Raw genomic sequence first — 19,944 nt, forward strand, 5'->3', positions numbered from 1 at the left:
AATGGGATTTGCAAAACATCTTGCATGATTTATATCCCACGTTTCTTCACAAGTTGAACAATTAAAAAAGAGTGGGTCTTTCATTAGAGCGGCATAGCGCTGGCTCTAACGAGGGGCTCAGTCGCTACCATGAACGAAACCATTGGGTAATCTCTAGGCAAAATTGCTGTAAATGAGCCAATTTACAGCAAAGGGACTTGCGAGTTTCTGGTGCATTAGCTAATTTAGCTAAATTAGCTAATAAATGCGTACGGATACAACTCAATGAGTCAGACCCACCTGTCAGAACAAAGTATTTTTGACAACATCAAACAAGCGCTATCCCAAGCTCCTCGCAACCAATACACCGCAGAATTGCACCTACAAATGATCAAATATGCCGATGAACTAAAAACCATTACGGCAAAAGAATTTTGTGAAGGCGTGGGTTTACGCAATAGCTTTGGTACGGAATTTAGCAAGATGCGCAACTTAACGGCCCGTCTTAAAGCCGCCGGTTTGAATACCGAACAACTATAACGTGTCACTTCATTTCAGATGTAAATCTAAGGTTTAAAAAAGAATGGCCATTAAGAAAAACGAACTTTATTCCTCCCTTTGGGCAAGCTGTGATGAATTGCGCGGCGGTATGGATGCCAGCCAGTACAAAGATTATGTGCTGACGATGCTTTTCATGAAATACGTATCGGATAAATACAAAGGCGATAAGTTCGCCATGATTGAAGTGCCTATCGGTACCAGTTTTGAAGATATGGTGGAGCTTAAAGGCCAAAAGAACATTGGCGAAGAGATCAATAAAATCATTGCTGAGTTAGCAGAAAAGAATGAATTAAAAGGCGTGATTGACGTTGCCGACTTTAACGATGAAGACAAACTCGGTAAAGGCAAGGAGATGGTGGATCGTCTGACCAAGCTGGTGGGCATCTTTGAAGGGCTTGATCTAACCGGCAACCGTGCGGATGGGGATGATTTGCTGGGGGATGCGTATGAATATCTGATGCGTCACTTTGCGACTGAATCTGGTAAATCCAAAGGTCAATTCTATACACCATCGGAAGTGTCGCGCATTTTGGCGAGCGTGGTGGGGATCACTAAAGAAACTCCGCAGGACGCAACCGTGTATGACCCGACCTGTGGTTCCGGTTCACTGCTGCTGAAAGTGAACGATCAGTCGCAGCGCGGTCTATCGCTTTATGGGCAGGAAATGGATAACGCCACCGCTGCGTTAGCGCGGATGAACGTGATTTTGCACAGCTGCGAAACCGCCAATATTTTTAAAGGCAACACTTTATCCGAACCCCATTGGAAAGATGCGCCTAACAAGCTAAAAACCTTTGATTTTGCCGTCGCCAACCCGCCGTTTTCCAACAAAAACTGGACCAGTGGCTTAAACCCGAACGACGATATGTATGGTCGTTTTACCTGGGGCATTCCACCAGAGAAAAATGGTGACTACACCTTCTTGCTGCATATTCTGACCAGCTTGAAAAGTACCGGTAAAGGAGCGGTGATCCTCCCGCACGGGGTGTTGTTCCGTGGTAACGCAGAAGCCAATATTCGTGAAAACCTGATCAAACAAGGTTACATCAAAGGCATTATTGGTCTGCCAGCCAACCTGTTTTATGGCACCGGCATTCCTGCCTGCATTATCGTGATTGATAAAGAGTATGCGAGAAAAGCTGCTACGACGGCTGATGGTCAAGTGGAAGGGCGTCCGATATTTATGATTGATGCCAGCAAAGGCTTTATGAAAGATGGCAATAAAAACCGTCTGCGCAGTCAGGATATCTACAAAGTGGTGGAAGTGTTTAATAACGGTCTGGAGATTGATCGTTACAGCCGCTTAGTGTCAATGAAGGAAATAGCTGACAACGACTACAACCTCAATATTCCTCGTTATATCGACTCTTCCGAACCCGAAGATCTGCATGATTTAACCGCGCATCTGCAAGGCGGCATTCCCAACCGTGATGTGGATGCCCTTGGTGAGTTCTGGCGCGTATTCCCATCGCTGCGCGAAACCTTGTTTGCACCGCTGCGTGATGGTTACAGCCAACCATTGGTGGCGGAAAGTCAGGTGAAAAACACCATTCTGGCACATCAGGAATTTAAAGATTTTGCCGTACGCAGCTTATTGCCGTTTAAGCAGTGGCTGAAACAGGCTGCATTGAAAGAAATCGCCAAAGGCGACAGCCCGAAAGAACTGATTTTCGAGCTTTCTGATGCTTTGTTAACCGCTTATGCCAACAGCGATTTGCTGAGCAAATACGATATTTTCCAAATTCTGATGGATTACTGGGCAGACGTGATGCAGGACGATGTGTACGTGCTGGCACAAGATGGCTGGGAAGCGGGCAATGTGCTGCGTGAGTTAACCGTGAAGAAAGGCGAGAAACTTAAAGAAACGCCGGATCTCATTATCAACAAACAAAAATACAAAGCCGAACTGATCCCGCCTGCACTGATTGTGGCGCGTTACTACGCAGATAAGCAGGATAAACTCAATGAGTTGCAAGCTAAGCAAGATGCCGCCGCCCAAGAGCTAGAAAACTATCTGGAAGAGCAAGGCAGTGATGATGGTTTGCTGGTGGATGCCATGAATGACAAAGACAAGATCACCAAAGCCAGTGTTGCCGCGCGCGCTAAAGTCGCGACAGATGCGGAAGAGTTGAAAGCCCTTAAACACGCCACCAAACTGTTTAATGCCGAAGCCAACGCCAAAAAAGCGGTCAAAGAAGCACAAGATGCGCTGGATCTGGCGGTCTTTAAGCATTACCCAACTTTAACTCTTGATGACATCAAAACTTTGATTGTCGATGATAAATGGCTCGCTACTCTGCAAATCAATATTCAGGCGGAAATTGAGCGCGTGACTCAGCAATTGGCGAATCGAGTGAAAGAGCTGGAACAGCGCTACAGCACGCCACTGCCAACCTTGACCAAATCTGTGGTAGAGCTCAGTGATAAAGTCGCCAATCATCTCAAAGCCATGGGACTGGAGTGGACGCTATGAATGAGGCTGCAGTAATGGCAACAGAAAAACAGGCTGTGCCAAAAGGTTATAAGCAAACTGAAGTTGGGGCGATTCCTGAGGATTGGGGGGTTGCAACAATAGAAGAACTCGCTTGTATAATTGACCCGCAACCAGATCATAGAACGCCACCAGAATCATCGAATGGTGAGCCATACATTGGCATCAGTGATTTCATTAACAGTAGAGAAGTTGACTGGACTGCTAGTAGAAAAATCATTTCTAAGGCAGTGGACAAGCAAGAAAAAAGCTTCCAACTTCAAAAAGGAGATATTGTTTTCGGGAAAATTGGAACTATTGGAGTTCCAAAGTTTGTACCTCAAGTGCCTTTTAGATTTGCGCTAAGCGCCAATGTTATTTTATTGCAGCCAAAGAACGTTGAACCAATCTATTTGATGGCGTTTTTCTACTCGGAGCTCTTCCAGAAAACACTCAAATCGGAATTACATTCTACCTCGCAAGCAGCTTTTGGAATGAACAAAATGAGGTTGATAAAACTACCTCTGCCTCCAATCAAAGAACAAACCGCCATTGCCAATGCCCTGTCCGATATGGATGCGCTGCTGACCGAACTGGAACAGTTGATTGCCAAAAAACAGGCGATCAAAACCGCCACCATGCAGCAGTTACTCACCGGCAAAACCCGCTTGCCGCAATTTGCTAACCATGAAGACGGCAGCGCTAAGGGCTACAAGCTCAGCGAACTGGGAGAGATCCCGGAGGATTGGAGAGTAAAACCGATTGAAAGCCTGATTCAGGACTTACGAGGGGGGGCACCGTTTAAACCGAGCGATTTCACTAATACAGGCGTTAAAGTGTTACCTAAAGGTGGAGTTGTTAGAGGTGGAGTCCTAAAAGTTACCGAAAAGGACCAGCAATTCTGTAGTAAAGATTGGTCGTTAAAATACTCTAAAAATTGTATTGATAACCGATATACGATTGTGGTTTTAAGGGATTTAGTGCCTAGCGGTCCAAGTATAGGCTTGATGGTGAATATTCCCATTGATGAAAAATACGTTCTAGCTCAAGGGGTATATGGCTTCATCGCAGAAGATAGTGAAACTTCCAATTACCTAATTCAATATTCGAATACCACTCAATATAGAAAAGCTGCTAATGAAATAATGGTAGGCAGCACTCAAGTACACATAACAAATGGTGCTTTCAAAGCCTTAAAAATCCCCTTACCGCCAAGAGAGGAAAGAGGTGCAATAGCGGTCGTCCTCTCGGATATGGATAACGAAATCCAAACGTTGGAAAAGCGCCTCAACAAAACCCGCCAGCTAAAACAGGGCATGATGCAAGAGTTGTTGACCGGGAAAACAAGGCTGGTGTGATGGCTGACGATCAGCGAACTTATTCCCCGGCGGTATTAAAGGATCACAGTGACGAGGCATTAATCGAGTTACTTAAAGAGCTCTGGGGGTATGAGGTATCTCAGCCTTTTATGATCCTAGGACAGTTATCAGAGCGTCAGGGGGCAAACAGCAATTCCTTTTATGTTTTGGAAAACTTACGCAGTGCAGTGGATGATCATCCGCTGCTTTATCCCATCTCGATGCCGAAGTATATGCATACGGTATTTATTGGTAGCTTGAAAGGCAAACTCTTTACGGACAGGGATAGTATTGATGGTCGCTGGGTGAATGTGTTGGCGGAATTATCACCCAGAGAGGAGCGGCAAAAACATAACAATCCTTTTGCCTTAAAAGCTATTAATGACTCGGTACAATGGTTGTCGATTCTGCCGGACAATATTAAGGAAACGACGTATACCATTGATGGAGCGCAGTACCTTGATAAAAGAGTGTTTGATGCGGTTATCAATAAAAATCATCAACTTATTACCAAAGATCATCAACGCTTGAGTTCAGCGCTTGAACAGCAACGATTGGCTGAAAGTGAACGGTTATCGACGTTACAGGAAAACATCGCCGTATTGAACCAGCAGGTGAATACGCAACAAGATAATCTTGAAACCGCAAAAGCCGATTTGTCGGCAACACTAGCGCATCAGCAACAGGCAATGGAACAATTCACCCAACAAAAAACAGTCATGGAGCGGCAATTGAATAAGCTAAATCAATTTCTTGAACAAAAAGCAAAAATGTTGGTGGATTTAAATATTATTGATCAGTCGGATATGGATATTTTATTAGGCCATTCAACGCAGCAGACTGAGGTGGTAGGGCATGATTTTGTTGATGTCTTTGAAGGGGATGTGACTCGTGCGGTGAGTTATATTCAGGCGTTTATGCAGCATCACCACAGTATTTATCGTCGCCAGGTGCTGGAGGACTTCTTTGCGCTCGTTACCACGCACGATTTAATTGTGTTGGCGGGAGACTCCGGTTCAGGTAAAACCAATTTAGTAAAATCTTTTGCCAAAGCCATTGGCGGTAAAGCGGTGGTGGTACCGGTTAAGCCAAACTGGACCAGTGCTGAGGATTTACTGGGGTATTACAATCCGCTAGAACGAAAATATCTGTCTACACCATTTCTTGATGCTTTGTTTGAGGCGCAGCAAAATCCAGACGTGCCGTATTTTATCTGCCTTGATGAAATGAATTTGGCCCGAATTGAATACTATTTTGCGGATTTTCTGAGTCTGCTGGAAGAGCGGGATGTTACTCCTGAAATTCCGTTGTATTCCGATGCTGAAGCGGAGCACTTACTCAATGAAGTGCGCAACTTTCTGGCATTGATTGATGTAGCTAAAGACAAATTGGATAAACCTGATTTACTGACCTTTCTGGATTTGCTTCGAGATGAAGCATTAAATGCCAAATTGCAGGAGCTGTGTGGTTTTGGCGAAGGTGAGTCGCTGTTAACCTATCATTCTCAGCTGCGCAAACTGGTGAGCAGTTATCTTAAAACACCATCAAGTTTAACGTTGCCTGCGAATGTGCGGATTATTGGTGCGATTAACGTGGATGAAACTACTCACTATCTGTCGCCTAAAATTCTCGACCGTGTGCACATTATGCGTTTTAGCAGTCCGTTGCTGTTTGACTGGGCTGATGTTGAAGCCGAAGTGGAAACATTTGATCTGGATTTAGCTTTGCCGCTGCACATCGATATTGAAGCGCTTGGTAAACGGACTCCGTATCCTGAATATGATCGAACCGATCCTCTGGTGATGATGTTAGTGCAGTTGGCTCGAGACTATCTAGTACCACTTGGTGTGGAATTTGGTTTGCGTACTGTGCGGCAGGCTCTGCTTTATCAAGATTCTATGCGGCGGTTTGGGTCGGATGATGTGCTGATCTTGAATAATATTGTATTGCACAAAGTGCTTCCTAAACTTCTGTTTGATGGGGAGAAACCGATTAATGATACGCTGACGCGTAAAGACGTTCTGACCAATATGAGGGACTTCCTGAGTACTCAGTTGGCGCAACTCGATGTGGATGGAACCGCGTCGGCGGTGGAAGAACTGGATCGGGTGATTGCCAATGCACAAGCCAATGACTGGGTTGTAAACTACTGGGCGCGCTAATGTTTCCCCTTGAACTTAGATATCTGGATATTGTCTGGCGTGACCCTGATACGGTCATTAAACTGGAACTGAGTCAGCAGGCATCGACCTGGGAGCAGACCGAAAATGGCTGGCAGACAGCAACCACCACTTTCCCAAATACTTACCATTATATTGGTGTGCATCTACTCGAAGAGGATGTAATTCATGCGCCATATTTTCGGTTGTCAGATGGTCAGCAACAGCCGTTAATGAGGCTAAAAGCTCCCGGTTCTGAGCAAGTTTGGTGGATACAGCAGGGGCTTTGGAGTAAGGAAAAAAATCGTTACGATACGGAAATTTTCCGTACAGCTGGCAGAATCGAGCTAGTGGTACAAAATCAGTCATATTGGATTGAGAACAATACGGCGAATTTTACCGTTGCAGAGCTGGAGCGCTATCTCGCGGATTTTAAGAGTAATCTGTGGATGCTGATCCTTGATGGTAACAGTATTGCAAGAGGTTCGGTGCTGAAACCGTCATCGGGATTATTCGATGCAGAGATTGTGGCGCAGTTTGAACAATTTACCAGTTTTGTTGAAGCCATCATGCGGGCACCTGGGATGGTTCTGTCAGAAACTCAAGCTAAGCTGCCCCGACGATCCGTAAAACCCATTCCACGAACATTTCGAGAACTAGCTATTCGAGCTAATCAGCGCGAGTTAACCAGTCGAACCTATTACGAAAGTTACGACACGCCGGAAAATCGCTTTATTTATTATGCCGTGCAGCGCGTACTTCATTTATTGAAAAGTATGCAGAATATTGCCACAACCCAATATGATGCCAGCAATGCCTTTATTGAGCATGAAAAACAGTGGTTAGCTACCGTAGAAGGAACGACGACTAAACGCGTTGATTCGACCGTTTATGATAATGAAATTGCGAAACTTTCTAGTGACTGGAATAACCTAAATCAGAACTTACCTAGTTATCTGACAAATTTGTCTGGTAAGCCGGTTATCGAACAAGCGAAAATCGCACATGGTTCATATACGGTTTTAATCGGTGGCCAATATGGTAAGGCAAAACGTAGTTTCTTTGTTAAGGAGTTAAACGGCGACAGATTTAGAGAAAAATTTGGCACTTACTTAGTGGTAACTTTCCCTGCTGAGGTTCAAGATGCGAATATTTTTAGTGCGTTACCGAATAGCCAGTTAACGATCACTGGTTTTTATCGAAAAACAAAAGAACATAACAGCAGTGGGGCTCCTTATTTCGAATTAGCGTTTTTAAACATTAATTCAGTGTCTCTATCCACTCATTCGATGAAATCGGAGATTGAAAGGCTACGTAACAATAGGGTTGAGTTAGAAAGGAATAACTGGATTGCCCCTCTTACCCGAGATGAGCAGAACGACCTTCGTATAGAAATGGAGGTATCCCGCAAAAAAATTGCATTTTATACGGATTTGCAAAGCAATTTATCCCATTTTCAGACACCGGTACCTAAGTTACAAAGCCGGTTGAAGGTCATCTCAGCCTTTTTTAAACAAAACCACGTGAAGGTTCACAATCATTGTCCTCAATCGATGGTCTTTATCCAAAATCCGGCTTATGCCGGGGCAAAAAGTCAGTTTAAAAAAATCACCGCATTTCATGGCTTGGATGACGATATGCTTGACGCTTTGATGCTGGTTGATGACATCGGTCTGGTCAATATTTCTAATCTGTATGAAAAATGGTGCCTGTTACAAATTATTCATGTGTTAAGTCGGGTGTATGGTTTTCAGATCGAAGACGGATGGCAGAATAACCTGATTGGCGCAGTGCTTAACAGCCAATACAATATTAATATTTCCTTTACGGCACCAGCTCGACAGCAGTCTTTGATATTAACCTATGAGAAAACCCTAGAATCAGGTAAACGACCGGATTTTATGCTGGATTTTTGTGTACAAAATTATACCTACAATCAGGAAAATTCTGTTTGGGAGATTACCGACGAGCGGCATGAGAAGTTAGTGTTGGATGCAAAATTCAGAGGGAATGTCAGCGAAGCTCATATCCATGAGCTGGTACACGAGTTGTATACAGAGAAAGACTATAGTGAAGATCATACGAATCCGGTCTTTATTATTCATTCCAGCCCTAATGTAATTGAAAACCGGACATCACCATTAATCTGGGGTAATCAATGTGATTATGGGCAAAGTGATGGAGCTCAACATCGTTATGGTAGTGTATTTATGTGTCCAACACCTAAATATGGCCACTCCATTGATAATTTGCAGCGCCTTATCGGTCTGTTTTTACAGAAGAACAGTGTCATTCTGCAGAACGAAGGTGGGGTGAACTGGCACAATATGGTCTGTATGGGATGTGGCTGTAACGATCCGCAGCAGTTGAATATTCAGTATAAAAAGACTAAAGCAGGAAATGATCGCTGGGTGATTACTTGTCTGGCGTGCGGGTTAAGAACCATCAAAACCGTCTGTTTATCATGCCATGCTGAATTATATAAAAATGGTTCGAAATGGACGTATCACAGAACTCGGGCTGAACAGACATCTAATGTGGTTTGTCCGTACTGTGAGAAATTTTTATAGTTGATTATTAGTAGAATAAATAAACGTTAAGGACGATGTATGAGTTCCATCGGACAAAGAGAACGCGTCACACAAAACCGAGTGGTGCAATTTTTTCAAGGTGAGCTTGGTTACCGCTATCTTGGAAACTGGGAATATCGTGAAACCAATAAAAATATAGAAACAGAACTTTTAACCCAGTGGTTGGAAAAACAAGGTGTGTCCAACGCCTTAATTACCCGTACGCTGCGTCAGTTAGACAAAGCGGCTGCGTTAGGCGAAGGCAAAAAGCTCTTTGATGCCAATAAAGAAGTGTATCGTTTGCTGCGTTATGGCGTGAAAGAAAAAGAGGGGGCGGGCGAGCAAAACCAAACGGTATGGCTAATCGATTGGAAAAATCCTAAGAACAATGACTTTGCCATTGCAGAAGAAGTGACAGTTACTGGTGAGAATAAAAAACGCCCGGATATTGTGCTTTATGTGAACGGCATTGCATTAGGCGTGATCGAGCTGAAACGTTCCTCTGTTTCGGTTTCTGAGGGAATTCGGCAGAACCTCGATAATCAGAACAAATCCTTTATTCGAAATTTCTTCACGACAATGCAACTAGTGATGGCAGGCAATGATACTCAGGGGCTGCGCTACGGGACTATTGAAACATCAGAAAAATATTACCTTGAGTGGAAGGAAGCAGAGGCTGATGGTGCATTACCTCAAGCAAATGTTCACTGTGAAACGATACTGGATACCCATCTTGCACAACTGTGTGATAAGTGCCGATTGCTACAGTTGATGCATGATTTCATTGTCTTTGATGCGGGCGTGAAAAAGACTTGTCGTCATAATCAGTTTTTCGGTATTCAGGCTGCGAAACAATACGTACAACGCCATCAAGGTGGAATTATTTGGCATACTCAAGGCTCTGGTAAAAGCTTAACGATGGTTTGGCTCGCAAAATGGATCCGTGAGCATGAGACCAATTCCCGAGTCTTGATTATCACCGATCGTACCGAGCTGGATGAGCAGATTGAAAAAGTTTTCCTCGGGGTGGATGAATCAATTTATCGTACTCAAAGTGGGGCCGATCTATTAGCTACCTTAGGCCAGCCCAATCCTTGGCTAGTCTGTTCCCTTGTTCATAAGTTTGGGCGCAATGGTGAGGCTTTGAGTGAAGAGGAAGATGAAGAGGCGACTAAGACCTATATTGAAGAAATTCGTGACGCAGCTAGAGGATTTGAGCCTAAGGGTAACTTGTTTGTCTTTGTCGATGAATGTCATCGAACTCAATCAGGTAAGTTGCATGCAGCAATGAAGGAGCTACTCCCTGACGCGATGTTCATCGGTTTTACCGGTACGCCACTGATGAAAAAGGATAAGAAAAAATCTTTGGAGGTTTTTGGCCCTTATATTCATACCTATAAATTTAATGAAGCGGTTGATGATGGTGTCGTGTTGGACTTGCGTTATGAAGCAAGAGATATCGATCAACATTTAACATCGCAGAAGAAAGTCGATCAGTGGTTTGAGGCCAAAACCAAGGGCGTATCGAATCTTGCCCGGATGCAGCTGAAACAAAAATGGGGCACGATGCAGAAAGTGCTTTCTAGTCGTTCTCGGTTAGAGCAAATAGTCAGTGACATTTTGATGGATATGGAGACTAAGGCCCGATTGATGGATGGCCGTGGTAATGCCATGTTGGTGTGTGCCAGTGTCCATCAGGCTTGCGTTGTTTATGATCTTTTTAGTCGCACTGATTTCAATGGTAAATGTGCCATTGTTACCAGCTATAAACCAGCGGCAAGCAGTATTAAAGGTGAAGAAACGGGTGAAGGACTCACCGAAAAACTTTTTAAATACGATACCTATCGAAAAATGCTGGCGAATTACTTCGAGCAGAGTGAAGACGAAGCAATGAAGCGAGTGGATGATTTCGAGAAGGAAGTGAAAAAGCGCTTTATCGAAGAACCCGGGCAGATGCGATTGTTGATTGTGGTCGATAAGCTCCTAACTGGGTTTGATGCCCCTTCAGCGACTTATCTTTATATCGATAAGAGTATGGCTGATCACAACTTATTCCAAGCAATCTGCCGCGTGAACCGACTAGACGGTGAAGATAAAGAGTATGGTTATATTGTCGATTACAAAGATTTGTTCCGGTCTTTAGATAAGGCGATTAAAGATTACACCAATGAAGTTTTTGATGGATATGATCATGAAGATGTAGTCGGTTTGCTCAAAGACCGATTAGATGAAGCTAAATCAGATTTGGATGTTGCGTTAGAAACAGTGCGAACGTTATGCGAGCCAGTAAAAGCCCCACGGTTAACGAAAGATTTTCTTCATTATTTTTGCGGTGAATCAGGCGTTGAGCCTGTTGATGTTGACGAACGAAGTGAGAAGGAAGCTCTGCGTCTGACTTTGTATCAATCGGTCGCCAAATTACTACGAGCTTACGCCAATATTGCGAACGAAATGACTCAGGCTGGTTATAGTGAACAGCAAGCGGAAGAGATCCGCAAAGAAGTTGTGTTTTATGAAAAAGTTCGCGATGAAGTTAAAGTGGGTAGTGGAGATAATTTAGACGGAAAACGTTTTGAACCGGCAATGCGAGCATTGTTGGATATGTATATCCGTGCCGATGATAGCGAACAACTCATTGATTTTGATGAGCTAGGGCTGATTGATTTAGTGATTAGCCGTGACCCAACGGGCACAGTCCCTGAGGGGCTTCAAAAAGATGAAGAAGCCATGGCCGAAGCCATTGAAAATAACGTACGTAAAACGATTGTTGATGAGAATCCGGTGAACCCCAAATATTACGATCAAATGTCGGTATTACTAGATGACATTATTCGTCAGCGCCGAGAAAAAGCACTCGATTATCAATCATATTTAGAAGAGATTCGCCAGTTAGCCCAGAAGGTGAAAAATCCTGCGGGAACTCGTGCTAGCAATTATCCTTCATCGATCGATACGATGGCAAAGCAATCACTATACGATAACTTGGGACGTGATGAAGTCTTGACGACTAAGATCGATTCTGCCGTTCGATATACAAAAAAAGCAGAGTGGTTAGGTGACCGTGTCAAAGAGCGCGAAATCGCTCGTGCGATTAATGAAGAAACAGCAGGTTATGATGTGGATATTGAGCAAGTTATGGAATTGGTTAAAGCTCAGAAGGAATACCATTGATGTCGGTTGACTCGAGCGCAAAAGTGACTATTGGAGACCTTGAGATCGAAATTAAGCGTAAGCAGATTAAAAATATTCACCTGAGTGTGTTACCTCCAAATGGCCATGTTCGATTATCGGTACCGGAGAATACGAGCGATCACGCGATTCGGTTAGCTATTGTCAATAAGCTGCGTTGGATTAAACAGCAACAAGCTGATTTTGCCGCTCAGCCACGCCAAGCTTGTCGGCAAATGGTGAGTGGGGAAAGCCATTACGTATGGGGGCGATGCTATCGATTAGATGTGCAAATCGGAGCAGGGAAGCATTCGGTTAAAGTGAAAAATACGAATAGGCTTGAGCTTAAAGTTACCCCCAATACTTCAACTGAAAACCGCGTTAAGCTACTCAATCGTTTCTATCGGGGTGAAGTACATCAAGCACTGGATAAATTGCTTCCTTTTTGGGAAAAGCGGACCGGTGTTAAAGCGGCTCAGATCGGTGTGAAAAGAATGAAAACCAAATGGGGAAGTTGCAACGTTAATGCACAGCGGTTATGGATTAATTCAGAGTTAGCTAAGAAGCCTCCTGAATGCTTAGAGTACATCTTGGTCCATGAGATGGTTCACTTACTTGAACGTCATCACAATGAGCGATTCAAGAGCCATATGGACCAATTTATGCCGAATTGGCGAGAGCGGCGTAGTTTACTTAATAGTTTACCGTTGGCTTATGAGGATTGGAGCTATTAATTCTGTACGGTCTATTTATGAAGGGCACTAGCCAGCAATTTGTCATGGAATACACGCAATGAATGACCAAGAGATTATCGCTAAGGCAATTGCTGAAGCAAAAAAAATGAAAAAGACTCTGGCTAAAACGATGGTCGACCATCTACCTCAAGAAGAGACCGCTGTTTCCGTCTTTATGGCTGGCTCCCCTGGCGCTGGTAAAACTGAAACTGCACGTAACATTTTGAATATGTTTAAAGATCAAAATGGCGTTTCGTCGTTAGTGCATATTGAGAATGATGAACTTCGAAAAGAGTTTGAGGATTATCATGGAGAGAATTCTCCGCTCTTCCAAAGAGCTGCTACTCTTTTGGTTGAGGCTATCCATGATCGAGCTTTACAGAAGGATGTCAGCTTTATCTTGGATTCTACCTTGTCCAGCTTTGATAAAGCTAAAAATAACATTGAGCGTTCGTTAAAACGTGGTCGCTACGTTCAGATAATCTTTGTATATCAGGAACCAGAACAGGCATGGCGTTTAGTTAAAGCTCGTGAAACTGTCGAAGGAAGAAGGGTTCCAGCAGAGGTGTTCGTAACTCAATTTATGCAATCACAACATGTGGTTAGCGAGTTAAAAAAGATATTTGGTCCTGATATTAATATTATGTTTATTGAAAAAAATATTGACGGTAAGAGTGAAAAGCCTCATTTTGATGTAACAGATATTGACGCTTTATTAAGCAAAAAGTACAATCGCGAGTCTTTAGAGACCATCGTCGGATTGAGAAACTAATAAGGAGGGAAAGATGATCGGAACTAAACGTGAAAAGGTTAAATCTACTCCTTTCTCTGATTTTGTTCGGCATGCTTCGGCAAGCGAAAAACGTAAATTCTTCGATAAAGTAGTAAAAGAAACTATTAGAGAACAGCAAGAATTGATTGCTAAAGCAGAACAGCATGTTTGTCGTTAGAATGAATGTTAATTGCTCAAAGCCGCTATAAACAGCGGCTTTGTCGTTTTTACGATATCAAAATATTTCACATATATATCATCACATTGAATAAAACCTTCAGCTAAAGGTGATGATATGCAAGAACAACCAACGCGTTTAATTCGAATAAAAAAAGTAATGAACATGACAGCAATGAGCCGTTCAAACGTTTACAAATTAATGAGTGAAAAGAAGTTTCCGAGCACTGTGCCTTTAGGTGGTCGTGCTGTGGCGTGGATAGAAAGTGAGGTTGAGGAGTGGATGATGGATAGAATTGCTGAGAGGGATGGAGGGAAACAAACTCAGGTAGCTAATTTGTGTGATTCATAGAGATGGTTTCAACTTTCTTAGCCGAAGATCGAGCTTGTAATTCTGCTCTTGAAACCTCTCTTTCCAGAGCTGATAGTGCTGTGATACGTCTTCAGACAAAGGAGTTTGGTCAGATAACTCTGTAATCCTGTCTATCGGTGTTAGCCCCTTTAACGAGCTATGGGGCCGCTCCCAGTTATAGTAGTGCTGCTATTCAGCTAGCAGCAGATCCAGCTCTTTCAGCCCCACACCAACATCTATAGTCGGATAAAACTCACTTTTATCTGTTTTCTGGGAGCGTTCAACTTTGCCTTTCAAGTGAGGCGAACCAGGCTTGTTTGGACGAAACTTGATTCCATATATCATAAGTTGCTTCTGGACTTTCTCTGCAAAGAATTCGCGCCCTCTGTCCGTCTGAATGCGCTGGATAGGAAATGGCATTTCCTCCACGACACATTCGATAAAGTCGACTGTATTTTCCGCTGTGCGCCGAGAGTAGCACCTCAGAACCCGATAGCGGGAGCAGTCATCGATAGCTGTGTACTGATAAATTCCAGGTGCTATTTTACAGGTATCCATCTGGACTCTATCACCAGGGATCGGGCGCTCGTATCTTTGGAAATCTTTTTTACGTCGATAAGTTACAATCGGTTTAACAGAAGCTTCTGATAAAACTTTATGGATAGTCGCTGTGCTTAGGTGTATTTGGTGAAGTCGGATTAGTTCTGTTTGTAAGCGCCGCGCACCTAAGTTGCGTTTTTCGCGCATCTCAAGGATCAACGCCTTTAATTCATCAGTGATCTTGGCGTCTGGAGAAGAATGAGGGCGTTTGCTTTGGCTTTCGAGACCAGCGATTCCATTCAACCTATATCGCTTCGTCCACTTACGTAATGTTGGTCTGGAAATACCACAGCGTCGACATACGAGGCCTGCATCACCACATTCCTCATACATCTTTACCCACTGTAGTCTTTGCTGAATTTCCCTGTCCATAGACATCAGTATAGTTGAAAGGATGTCTATGAATCACACACATAAAAGAGGGAGGACTATATGTCCACCCTCATGCTTTTATTTTTTTGTTTGTTAACATGTTAACCAATGGCTCTCAAGTTGCGAGTGGTTGTGATCGATAAACTCCCTTGAGAGGCTTTTTCAATATGCTCGCTCCACCAGCACATCATTGGAATACGGCGCTCTAAGTAGTCAGTTCGGTTATAGGCGCCACGTACCTGGTTTTTCTCAACGTGTGCTAGGGCAGCTTCAACCAAGTCGCTTTCGAATCCTTGTTCATTAAGAGTCGTACTGGCAATAGATCGAAGGCCGTGACTGACTAATCGACCTGCAAATCCCATACGTTTTATTGCTGCGTTAGCTGTTTGATTACCAAATGGTTTTTTAGGATCACGGTCAGATGGGAAAACATATTCGCGATGTCCGCTAATCGGTTTCATGACTTCCAGCAAAGCGAGCATCTGTTCTGTTAGTGGGATTCGATGCTCTCTTCTTTTTTTCATTCGTTCTGGTTGAATCGTCCATATTTTTTTATCTAGATCTATTTCGTCCCATCGAGTTCCTGCTGCTTCGCTTGGTCGTGTTATGGTATGAAGTTGCCATTCGATTACACAGCGCGTGGTGCGCTTTATATTTGCATTCACAAGAGCTTGCATGAATTCTGGCAATTCAGCTGGTGTGAGTGCTGCCATATTTTCTTTTTTTGGCTTTTTAAATACGGCTTTGATCCCTGAAAGGGGGTTAGCTTGAATGAGTCCACTGTTAACTGCGTGGTTCATGATTTCATTTAGCCTTTGGGTTAAACGCTTAACGGTCTCTAAGCTCCCTTTAGCTTCTATAGGCTTAAGAATTTTAATCACGTTCTGCGCGTTGATATCTGCAATAGGAACATTAGCGATAGATGGGAAAATATGGAGTTCAAGAGAACTCCAGTAATCTTTTGCGTAATCTTTGGTTACATTGTCTCGTTTGATTTCCATCCACCGCTTAGCGACGTTATAGAAGGTATTCTCGTGGATTGCTTGATTAGATAGTTGTTCTTTTTCTCGCGCATCTTTGGGATCAATACCTTGGACCACTAGCTCACGATATTTTTGTGCCAGTTCTCTAGCAAGCTTTAGACTCACTTTATCTAGTGTTCCTAGTCCAATGTTAACGCGCTTCTTCGAGTGCGGGTGCGTGTATTGGTAATTCCATTGCTTAGTACCGTTACTTCGAATCCGGAGTTGAAGACCAAGACCATCGGAAAGGTTGTAATCTTTTTCTTTAGGTTTGGCGTTTTTGATTTGAGTTTGGGTAAGAGGAGTAACGGCTTTCGGCATGGTAGTCACAGTATCCTTGCGATTCGTTGTATTCCAAATTTTACTTCAAAAGTTTTGGAATACAACCTGGAATACATCAAACTCTGGCTAGTCAAAGACGTTATTGGACGTCTGTGGATGATAACTCATTGATTTTACTATGTTACAGGCAAGAAAAAAGACGTCCTAGGACGTCTTTAAACTTAGAATTGGTGGAGCTGGGGGGATTTGAACCCCCGTCCAAAACCATCTCACTCAGAGGCGCTACATGCTTAGTCGGCCTTTACATTCGCCATAGTGCTGCGGGTCGACACGCCACACTAGAACTAGCTTGAATTAGGTTTAACGGTTCAGCTCTCAAGCGGGAGCATCCGCGCGATCCTGATTTGGTTTGATCCCCTGTTAATCCCCGTCTTTCAGGCGGAAGCTAGGGCAGGAGAGCATTAGCAGGTTATTAAGCTGCTAAAGCGTAGTTTTCGTCGTTTGCGACTATTTTTTTGCGGCTTTTAACGAGGCCAACCGCCCCTCGGCATGCTCCGCTGAACTCATTGATCCTGTCGAATCCTAAATCAGCCCCGGAACTGGGCGCTAGTCTAACACAGAGTAGATCGGTGTGACTAGCGTAAGTTTTTTGATTGGACTTTATTTGTTCAATCCGAAATCGACAAATGTTTTGTTTACAAAACATAACATTGGGGGGATGGCGATAAATTCAAGAGGGAAACCAAAATACCATCGATGCAATGTAGCCGGATGGATCTGGCGTAATCCGGGGCTGAGCTTCATGATATCCCCGGATTTCACGGTGTTGCATCCGGGCTACGAGCGGATTGATTCAGGTGTGGCATGCTGATGTCGCTTGGATGGGGGCTGGTGTAATCTGGGTCAGGGCTTAATATATCCCGGATTTCACGGTGTTTCATCCGGGCTACGAGCCGATTGATTCAGGTGTGGCATGCTTATGTCGCTTGGCTGGGGCTGGCGTCATCCGGGGCAGAGCTTCATGATATTCCCGGATTTCACGGTGTTGCATCCGGGCTACGAGCGGATTGATTCAGGTGTGGCGTGCTGATGTCGCTTGGATAGGGGCTGGTGTGATTTGGGGCAGAGCTTAAGATATTCCCGATTTCACGGTGTTGCATCCGGGCTACGAGTTGATTGATTCAGGTGTGACATCCGGATACATGCGATCAATGGAATTTACCATGTAGCCCGGCAATAGCGTAGCAGATGCCGGGAACATCACGGTGTTACACGGGGGACGAGAGGGTATCGCCGTGGCAAGCTTAAGGGATGTTTATTGCTGGGCGTGTTTCATGACACGTGCTTTAGAGCGCTGCCATTCCCGATCTTTAATATCGCTCCGTTTATCGTGTTCTTTTTTCCCTTTGGCTAAACCGATTTCCAATTTTACCCATGACCGTTTCCAATACATGGCTAGAGGGACAATGGTATATCCCTGACGTTCGGTAGAGCCGATGAGCCGTTCTAGTTCTCGTTTATTGAGCAACAATTTACGGTTGCGGGTTGGGTCGGCAATAACGTGGGTCGATGCTACTTTTAACGGTTGAATCGTTGCGCCGTACAGGTAAGCCTCACCACGATGGATGATCACATAACTTTCACTGATGTTTATTTTACCGGCTCGCAGTGATTTGACTTCCCAGCCCTGCAACTCCAGCCCTGCCTCGAATTTGTGTTCGATATGATATTCGTGGCGAGCTTTGCGGTTTTGGGCGATGGTACTTCCGCCGGGATTTTTTGCATTTTTCTTAGCCATAGGCGGGCTATTATACCCATCTATTTTCACAAGGAAACTGATATTCTGTGAGTTTTTCCGGGATGATGGTAAGATCACGCCGATTTTGACATAAGGAGTGTTCATGCCTCAGATCCAGCGTAGTGCCCTGGTTCATTTTAGTGCCGAGCAGATGTACCATTTAGTCAATGATGTTCTGTCGTATCCTGAATTTCTACCCGGTTGCGTGGGAAGTCATATCCTTGAACAGACGGAGCATGAGATGACGGCATCGGTTCAGGTGGCTAAAGCGGGGATCCGGAATGAGTTTACAACCCGTAACGTGTTACATCCGTTTGATAAAATAGAGCTACAGTTGGTCAATGGGCCATTTAAACAGCTTTCGGGAAGCTGGAATTTTCAGCCGTTGGCTGCCGATGCTTGTAAAGTGGTGTTGGAGCTGGAATTTGAATTTTCGAATCGGTTGATTGCAATGGCTTTTGGTCGGATCTTTAAAGAGTTAGCTGGCGCGATGGTACAGGCTTTTTCGAATCGGGCAAAACAGGTGTATTAGTGATGAGTCAGTTGAACGTGGAAGTGATCTACGCATTACCTGATAAACAGACGTTGTTATCGGTGAGCGTTCCGGAAGAGACGACTGTTGGGCAGACGATTGAGTTGTCTGGAATGTATCAGCATTATCCGGAGTTAAGAGAGAGGTCACTGAAAGTGGGCATTTTTAGTCGACCTGTGAAATTAACGGATCCAGTTCAGAATGGGGATCGGGTTGAAATTTACCGGCCATTGCTCGCTGATCCTAAAGAGTTACGAAAAATTCGCGCCGAGCGAGCCAAAGCTAAAGCAAAGTGAATAAGTGGCTCAATCCACTTTGCTAAAGATGGAGTTAGCTGGCTGCTTGCGGAGCCTCAGAATTTGGAGCATTGATAGGCGTATTAAAATCAGGGCTAGGCTGATAGTCGCCAGTCATTGTTTGTAGCAGTCCATTTTTAAAGGTGAGGACTAGTTTTTTCTGGGTGGTAGGTCCGTTGCCTTTATTAAAGTGATAGATGTAATACCATTTGTTTGGAGTGAATGCATCGACTAGCATCGGAGTCCCCATCACAAATTGAACTTGCTCCTGAGTCATATGGACTCGTAGTTGCTCAACTTGTTTTTCCTCTACAAAGTTTCCCTGAGGAATGTCGATCTGATAAACCAGTGAATTAAATACTGAACATCCCGAAAGTAAAACGGTGCTTAAAAGAGCTGGTAAAATCAATCGTGAGCGCATCATCTTCTTTTATATATTCCATAACAAGGATGCTAATCATATCAAGGACTGACCAAAAAAGAAGTATAGATTCACGTGGTTGCTATTTTTTCTATGGTTGTTGTGCCAATTTGTGATGCTTGGTCACTCTGGATTGAGGGCGCAGTGCTTACCTTTTAATTTATCTTTGTTGATTACACCCCTGTACAAACGGGACATCCTTTACATTTTAAACCGGGGACATGGTTTACATGTCCCTTGTTATTTTAGACGAATTATTTTCATGGTGCGTTCATCTAATCGACCTATTTTCATCATCGAGAAATAGACGTCATAGTCATC

16 protein-coding genes, 1 other RNA gene and 1 pseudogene are annotated in these 19,944 nt (G+C 43.9%); 12 read left to right on the forward strand and 6 right to left on the reverse strand.

Going from position 1 to position 19,944, the window contains the following annotated elements; translation table 11 throughout:
• Nucleotides 1–279: 279 nt before the first annotated feature.
• The 10 genes from ABUE20_RS15810 to ABUE20_RS15855 all read left to right on the forward strand — a co-directional run bounded on the left by ABUE20_RS15810 (nucleotide 280) and on the right by ABUE20_RS15855 (nucleotide 14,300).
• Complete coding sequence (locus tag ABUE20_RS15810) at nucleotides 280–519, forward strand: HTH-like domain-containing protein (protein WP_498038927.1); 240 nt, start codon at nucleotides 280–282, stop codon at nucleotides 517–519.
• 43 nt (nucleotides 520–562) lie between these two features.
• Complete coding sequence (locus ABUE20_RS15815; protein ID WP_408620921.1) at nucleotides 563–3,013, forward strand: type I restriction-modification system subunit M; 2,451 nt, start codon at nucleotides 563–565, stop codon at nucleotides 3,011–3,013.
• A complete protein-coding gene (locus ABUE20_RS15820) occupies nucleotides 3,010–4,368 on the forward strand; it encodes a restriction endonuclease subunit S (RefSeq protein ID WP_408620922.1) in 1,359 nt (452 codons plus the stop codon). Before ABUE20_RS15815 ends, ABUE20_RS15820 begins: the two co-directional genes overlap by 4 nt.
• Nucleotides 4,368–6,530 carry an McrB family protein gene (locus ABUE20_RS15825; RefSeq protein WP_408620923.1) on the forward strand — a complete coding sequence of 721 codons (2,163 nt, stop codon included), beginning with the start codon at nucleotides 4,368–4,370 and terminating at the stop codon, nucleotides 6,528–6,530. Before ABUE20_RS15820 ends, ABUE20_RS15825 begins: the two co-directional genes overlap by 1 nt.
• Nucleotides 6,530–9,097, forward strand: a complete 2,568-nt coding sequence (locus ABUE20_RS15830; RefSeq protein ID WP_408620924.1) for a DUF2357 domain-containing protein — start codon at nucleotides 6,530–6,532, stop codon at nucleotides 9,095–9,097. Before ABUE20_RS15825 ends, ABUE20_RS15830 begins: the two co-directional genes overlap by 1 nt.
• A 39-nt stretch (nucleotides 9,098–9,136) precedes the next feature.
• Nucleotides 9,137–12,268, forward strand: coding sequence for a type I restriction endonuclease subunit R (locus tag ABUE20_RS15835; protein WP_408620925.1), 3,132 nt, complete (start codon nucleotides 9,137–9,139; stop codon nucleotides 12,266–12,268).
• Nucleotides 12,268–12,999: a M48 family metallopeptidase gene (locus ABUE20_RS15840; RefSeq protein ID WP_408620926.1), complete on the forward strand. Its 732-nt coding sequence runs from the start codon at nucleotides 12,268–12,270 to the stop codon at nucleotides 12,997–12,999. The genes ABUE20_RS15835 and ABUE20_RS15840 overlap by 1 nt, the downstream gene beginning before the upstream one ends.
• A gap of 58 nt (nucleotides 13,000–13,057) precedes the next feature.
• Nucleotides 13,058–13,771, forward strand: a complete 714-nt coding sequence (locus ABUE20_RS15845) for a zeta toxin family protein (RefSeq protein ID WP_408620927.1) — start codon at nucleotides 13,058–13,060, stop codon at nucleotides 13,769–13,771.
• 13 nt (nucleotides 13,772–13,784) lie between these two features.
• The gene (locus ABUE20_RS15850; protein WP_408620928.1) at nucleotides 13,785–13,949 is read left to right on the forward strand and encodes a hypothetical protein; all 165 of its coding nucleotides are present in this window, start codon (nucleotides 13,785–13,787) and stop codon (nucleotides 13,947–13,949) included.
• A 117-nt stretch (nucleotides 13,950–14,066) separates the two neighbouring features.
• On the forward strand, nucleotides 14,067–14,300 hold the full coding sequence (locus ABUE20_RS15855) for a helix-turn-helix transcriptional regulator (RefSeq protein ID WP_408620929.1): 234 nt from the start codon (nucleotides 14,067–14,069) through the stop codon (nucleotides 14,298–14,300).
• Here the strand turns inward: ABUE20_RS15855 and ABUE20_RS15860 are convergent.
• From ABUE20_RS15860 to smpB, 5 genes and pseudogenes are all read right to left on the reverse strand, one after another.
• A pseudogene (locus tag ABUE20_RS15860) lies at nucleotides 14,295–15,272 on the reverse strand (IS481 family transposase). The gene ABUE20_RS15855 and the pseudogene ABUE20_RS15860 sit on opposite strands and share 6 nt — an antisense overlap.
• Nucleotides 15,273–15,373: 101 nt before the next feature.
• Nucleotides 15,374–16,615: an integrase domain-containing protein gene (locus ABUE20_RS15865; RefSeq protein ID WP_408620930.1), complete on the reverse strand. Its 1,242-nt coding sequence runs from the start codon at nucleotides 16,613–16,615 to the stop codon at nucleotides 15,374–15,376.
• A gap of 189 nt (nucleotides 16,616–16,804) precedes the next feature.
• Nucleotides 16,805–17,171: a transfer-messenger RNA gene (ssrA, locus tag ABUE20_RS15870) on the reverse strand.
• A 65-nt stretch (nucleotides 17,172–17,236) separates the two neighbouring features.
• Nucleotides 17,237–17,380, reverse strand: coding sequence for a hypothetical protein (locus ABUE20_RS15875; protein ID WP_408620931.1), 144 nt, complete (start codon nucleotides 17,378–17,380; stop codon nucleotides 17,237–17,239).
• Nucleotides 17,381–17,891: 511 nt separating this feature from the next.
• Entirely contained in the window at nucleotides 17,892–18,374 is a 483-nt protein-coding gene (gene smpB / locus ABUE20_RS15880) for an SsrA-binding protein SmpB (RefSeq protein ID WP_408620936.1), read from the reverse strand.
• Between the two features lie 103 nt (nucleotides 18,375–18,477).
• On the opposite strand from smpB, the gene ABUE20_RS15885 reads away from it, so the two are divergent.
• Both ABUE20_RS15885 and ABUE20_RS15890 read left to right on the forward strand, forming a co-directional pair.
• Complete coding sequence (locus tag ABUE20_RS15885) at nucleotides 18,478–18,906, forward strand: SRPBCC family protein (RefSeq protein ID WP_408620932.1); 429 nt, start codon at nucleotides 18,478–18,480, stop codon at nucleotides 18,904–18,906.
• Nucleotides 18,907–18,908: 2 nt separating this feature from the next.
• Entirely contained in the window at nucleotides 18,909–19,202 is a 294-nt protein-coding gene (locus ABUE20_RS15890) for an RnfH family protein (protein WP_408620933.1), read from the forward strand.
• Nucleotides 19,203–19,236: 34 nt separating this feature from the next.
• On the opposite strand, the gene ABUE20_RS15895 is transcribed toward ABUE20_RS15890, so the two are convergent.
• Nucleotides 19,237–19,623: an outer membrane protein assembly factor BamE gene (locus tag ABUE20_RS15895; RefSeq protein WP_408620937.1), complete on the reverse strand. Its 387-nt coding sequence runs from the start codon at nucleotides 19,621–19,623 to the stop codon at nucleotides 19,237–19,239.
• Nucleotides 19,624–19,944: the final 321 nt, after the last annotated feature.

Origin of the sequence: Celerinatantimonas marina, assembly GCF_046054165.1 — a bacterium.
Classification (GTDB): domain Bacteria; phylum Pseudomonadota; class Gammaproteobacteria; order Enterobacterales; family Celerinatantimonadaceae; genus Celerinatantimonas.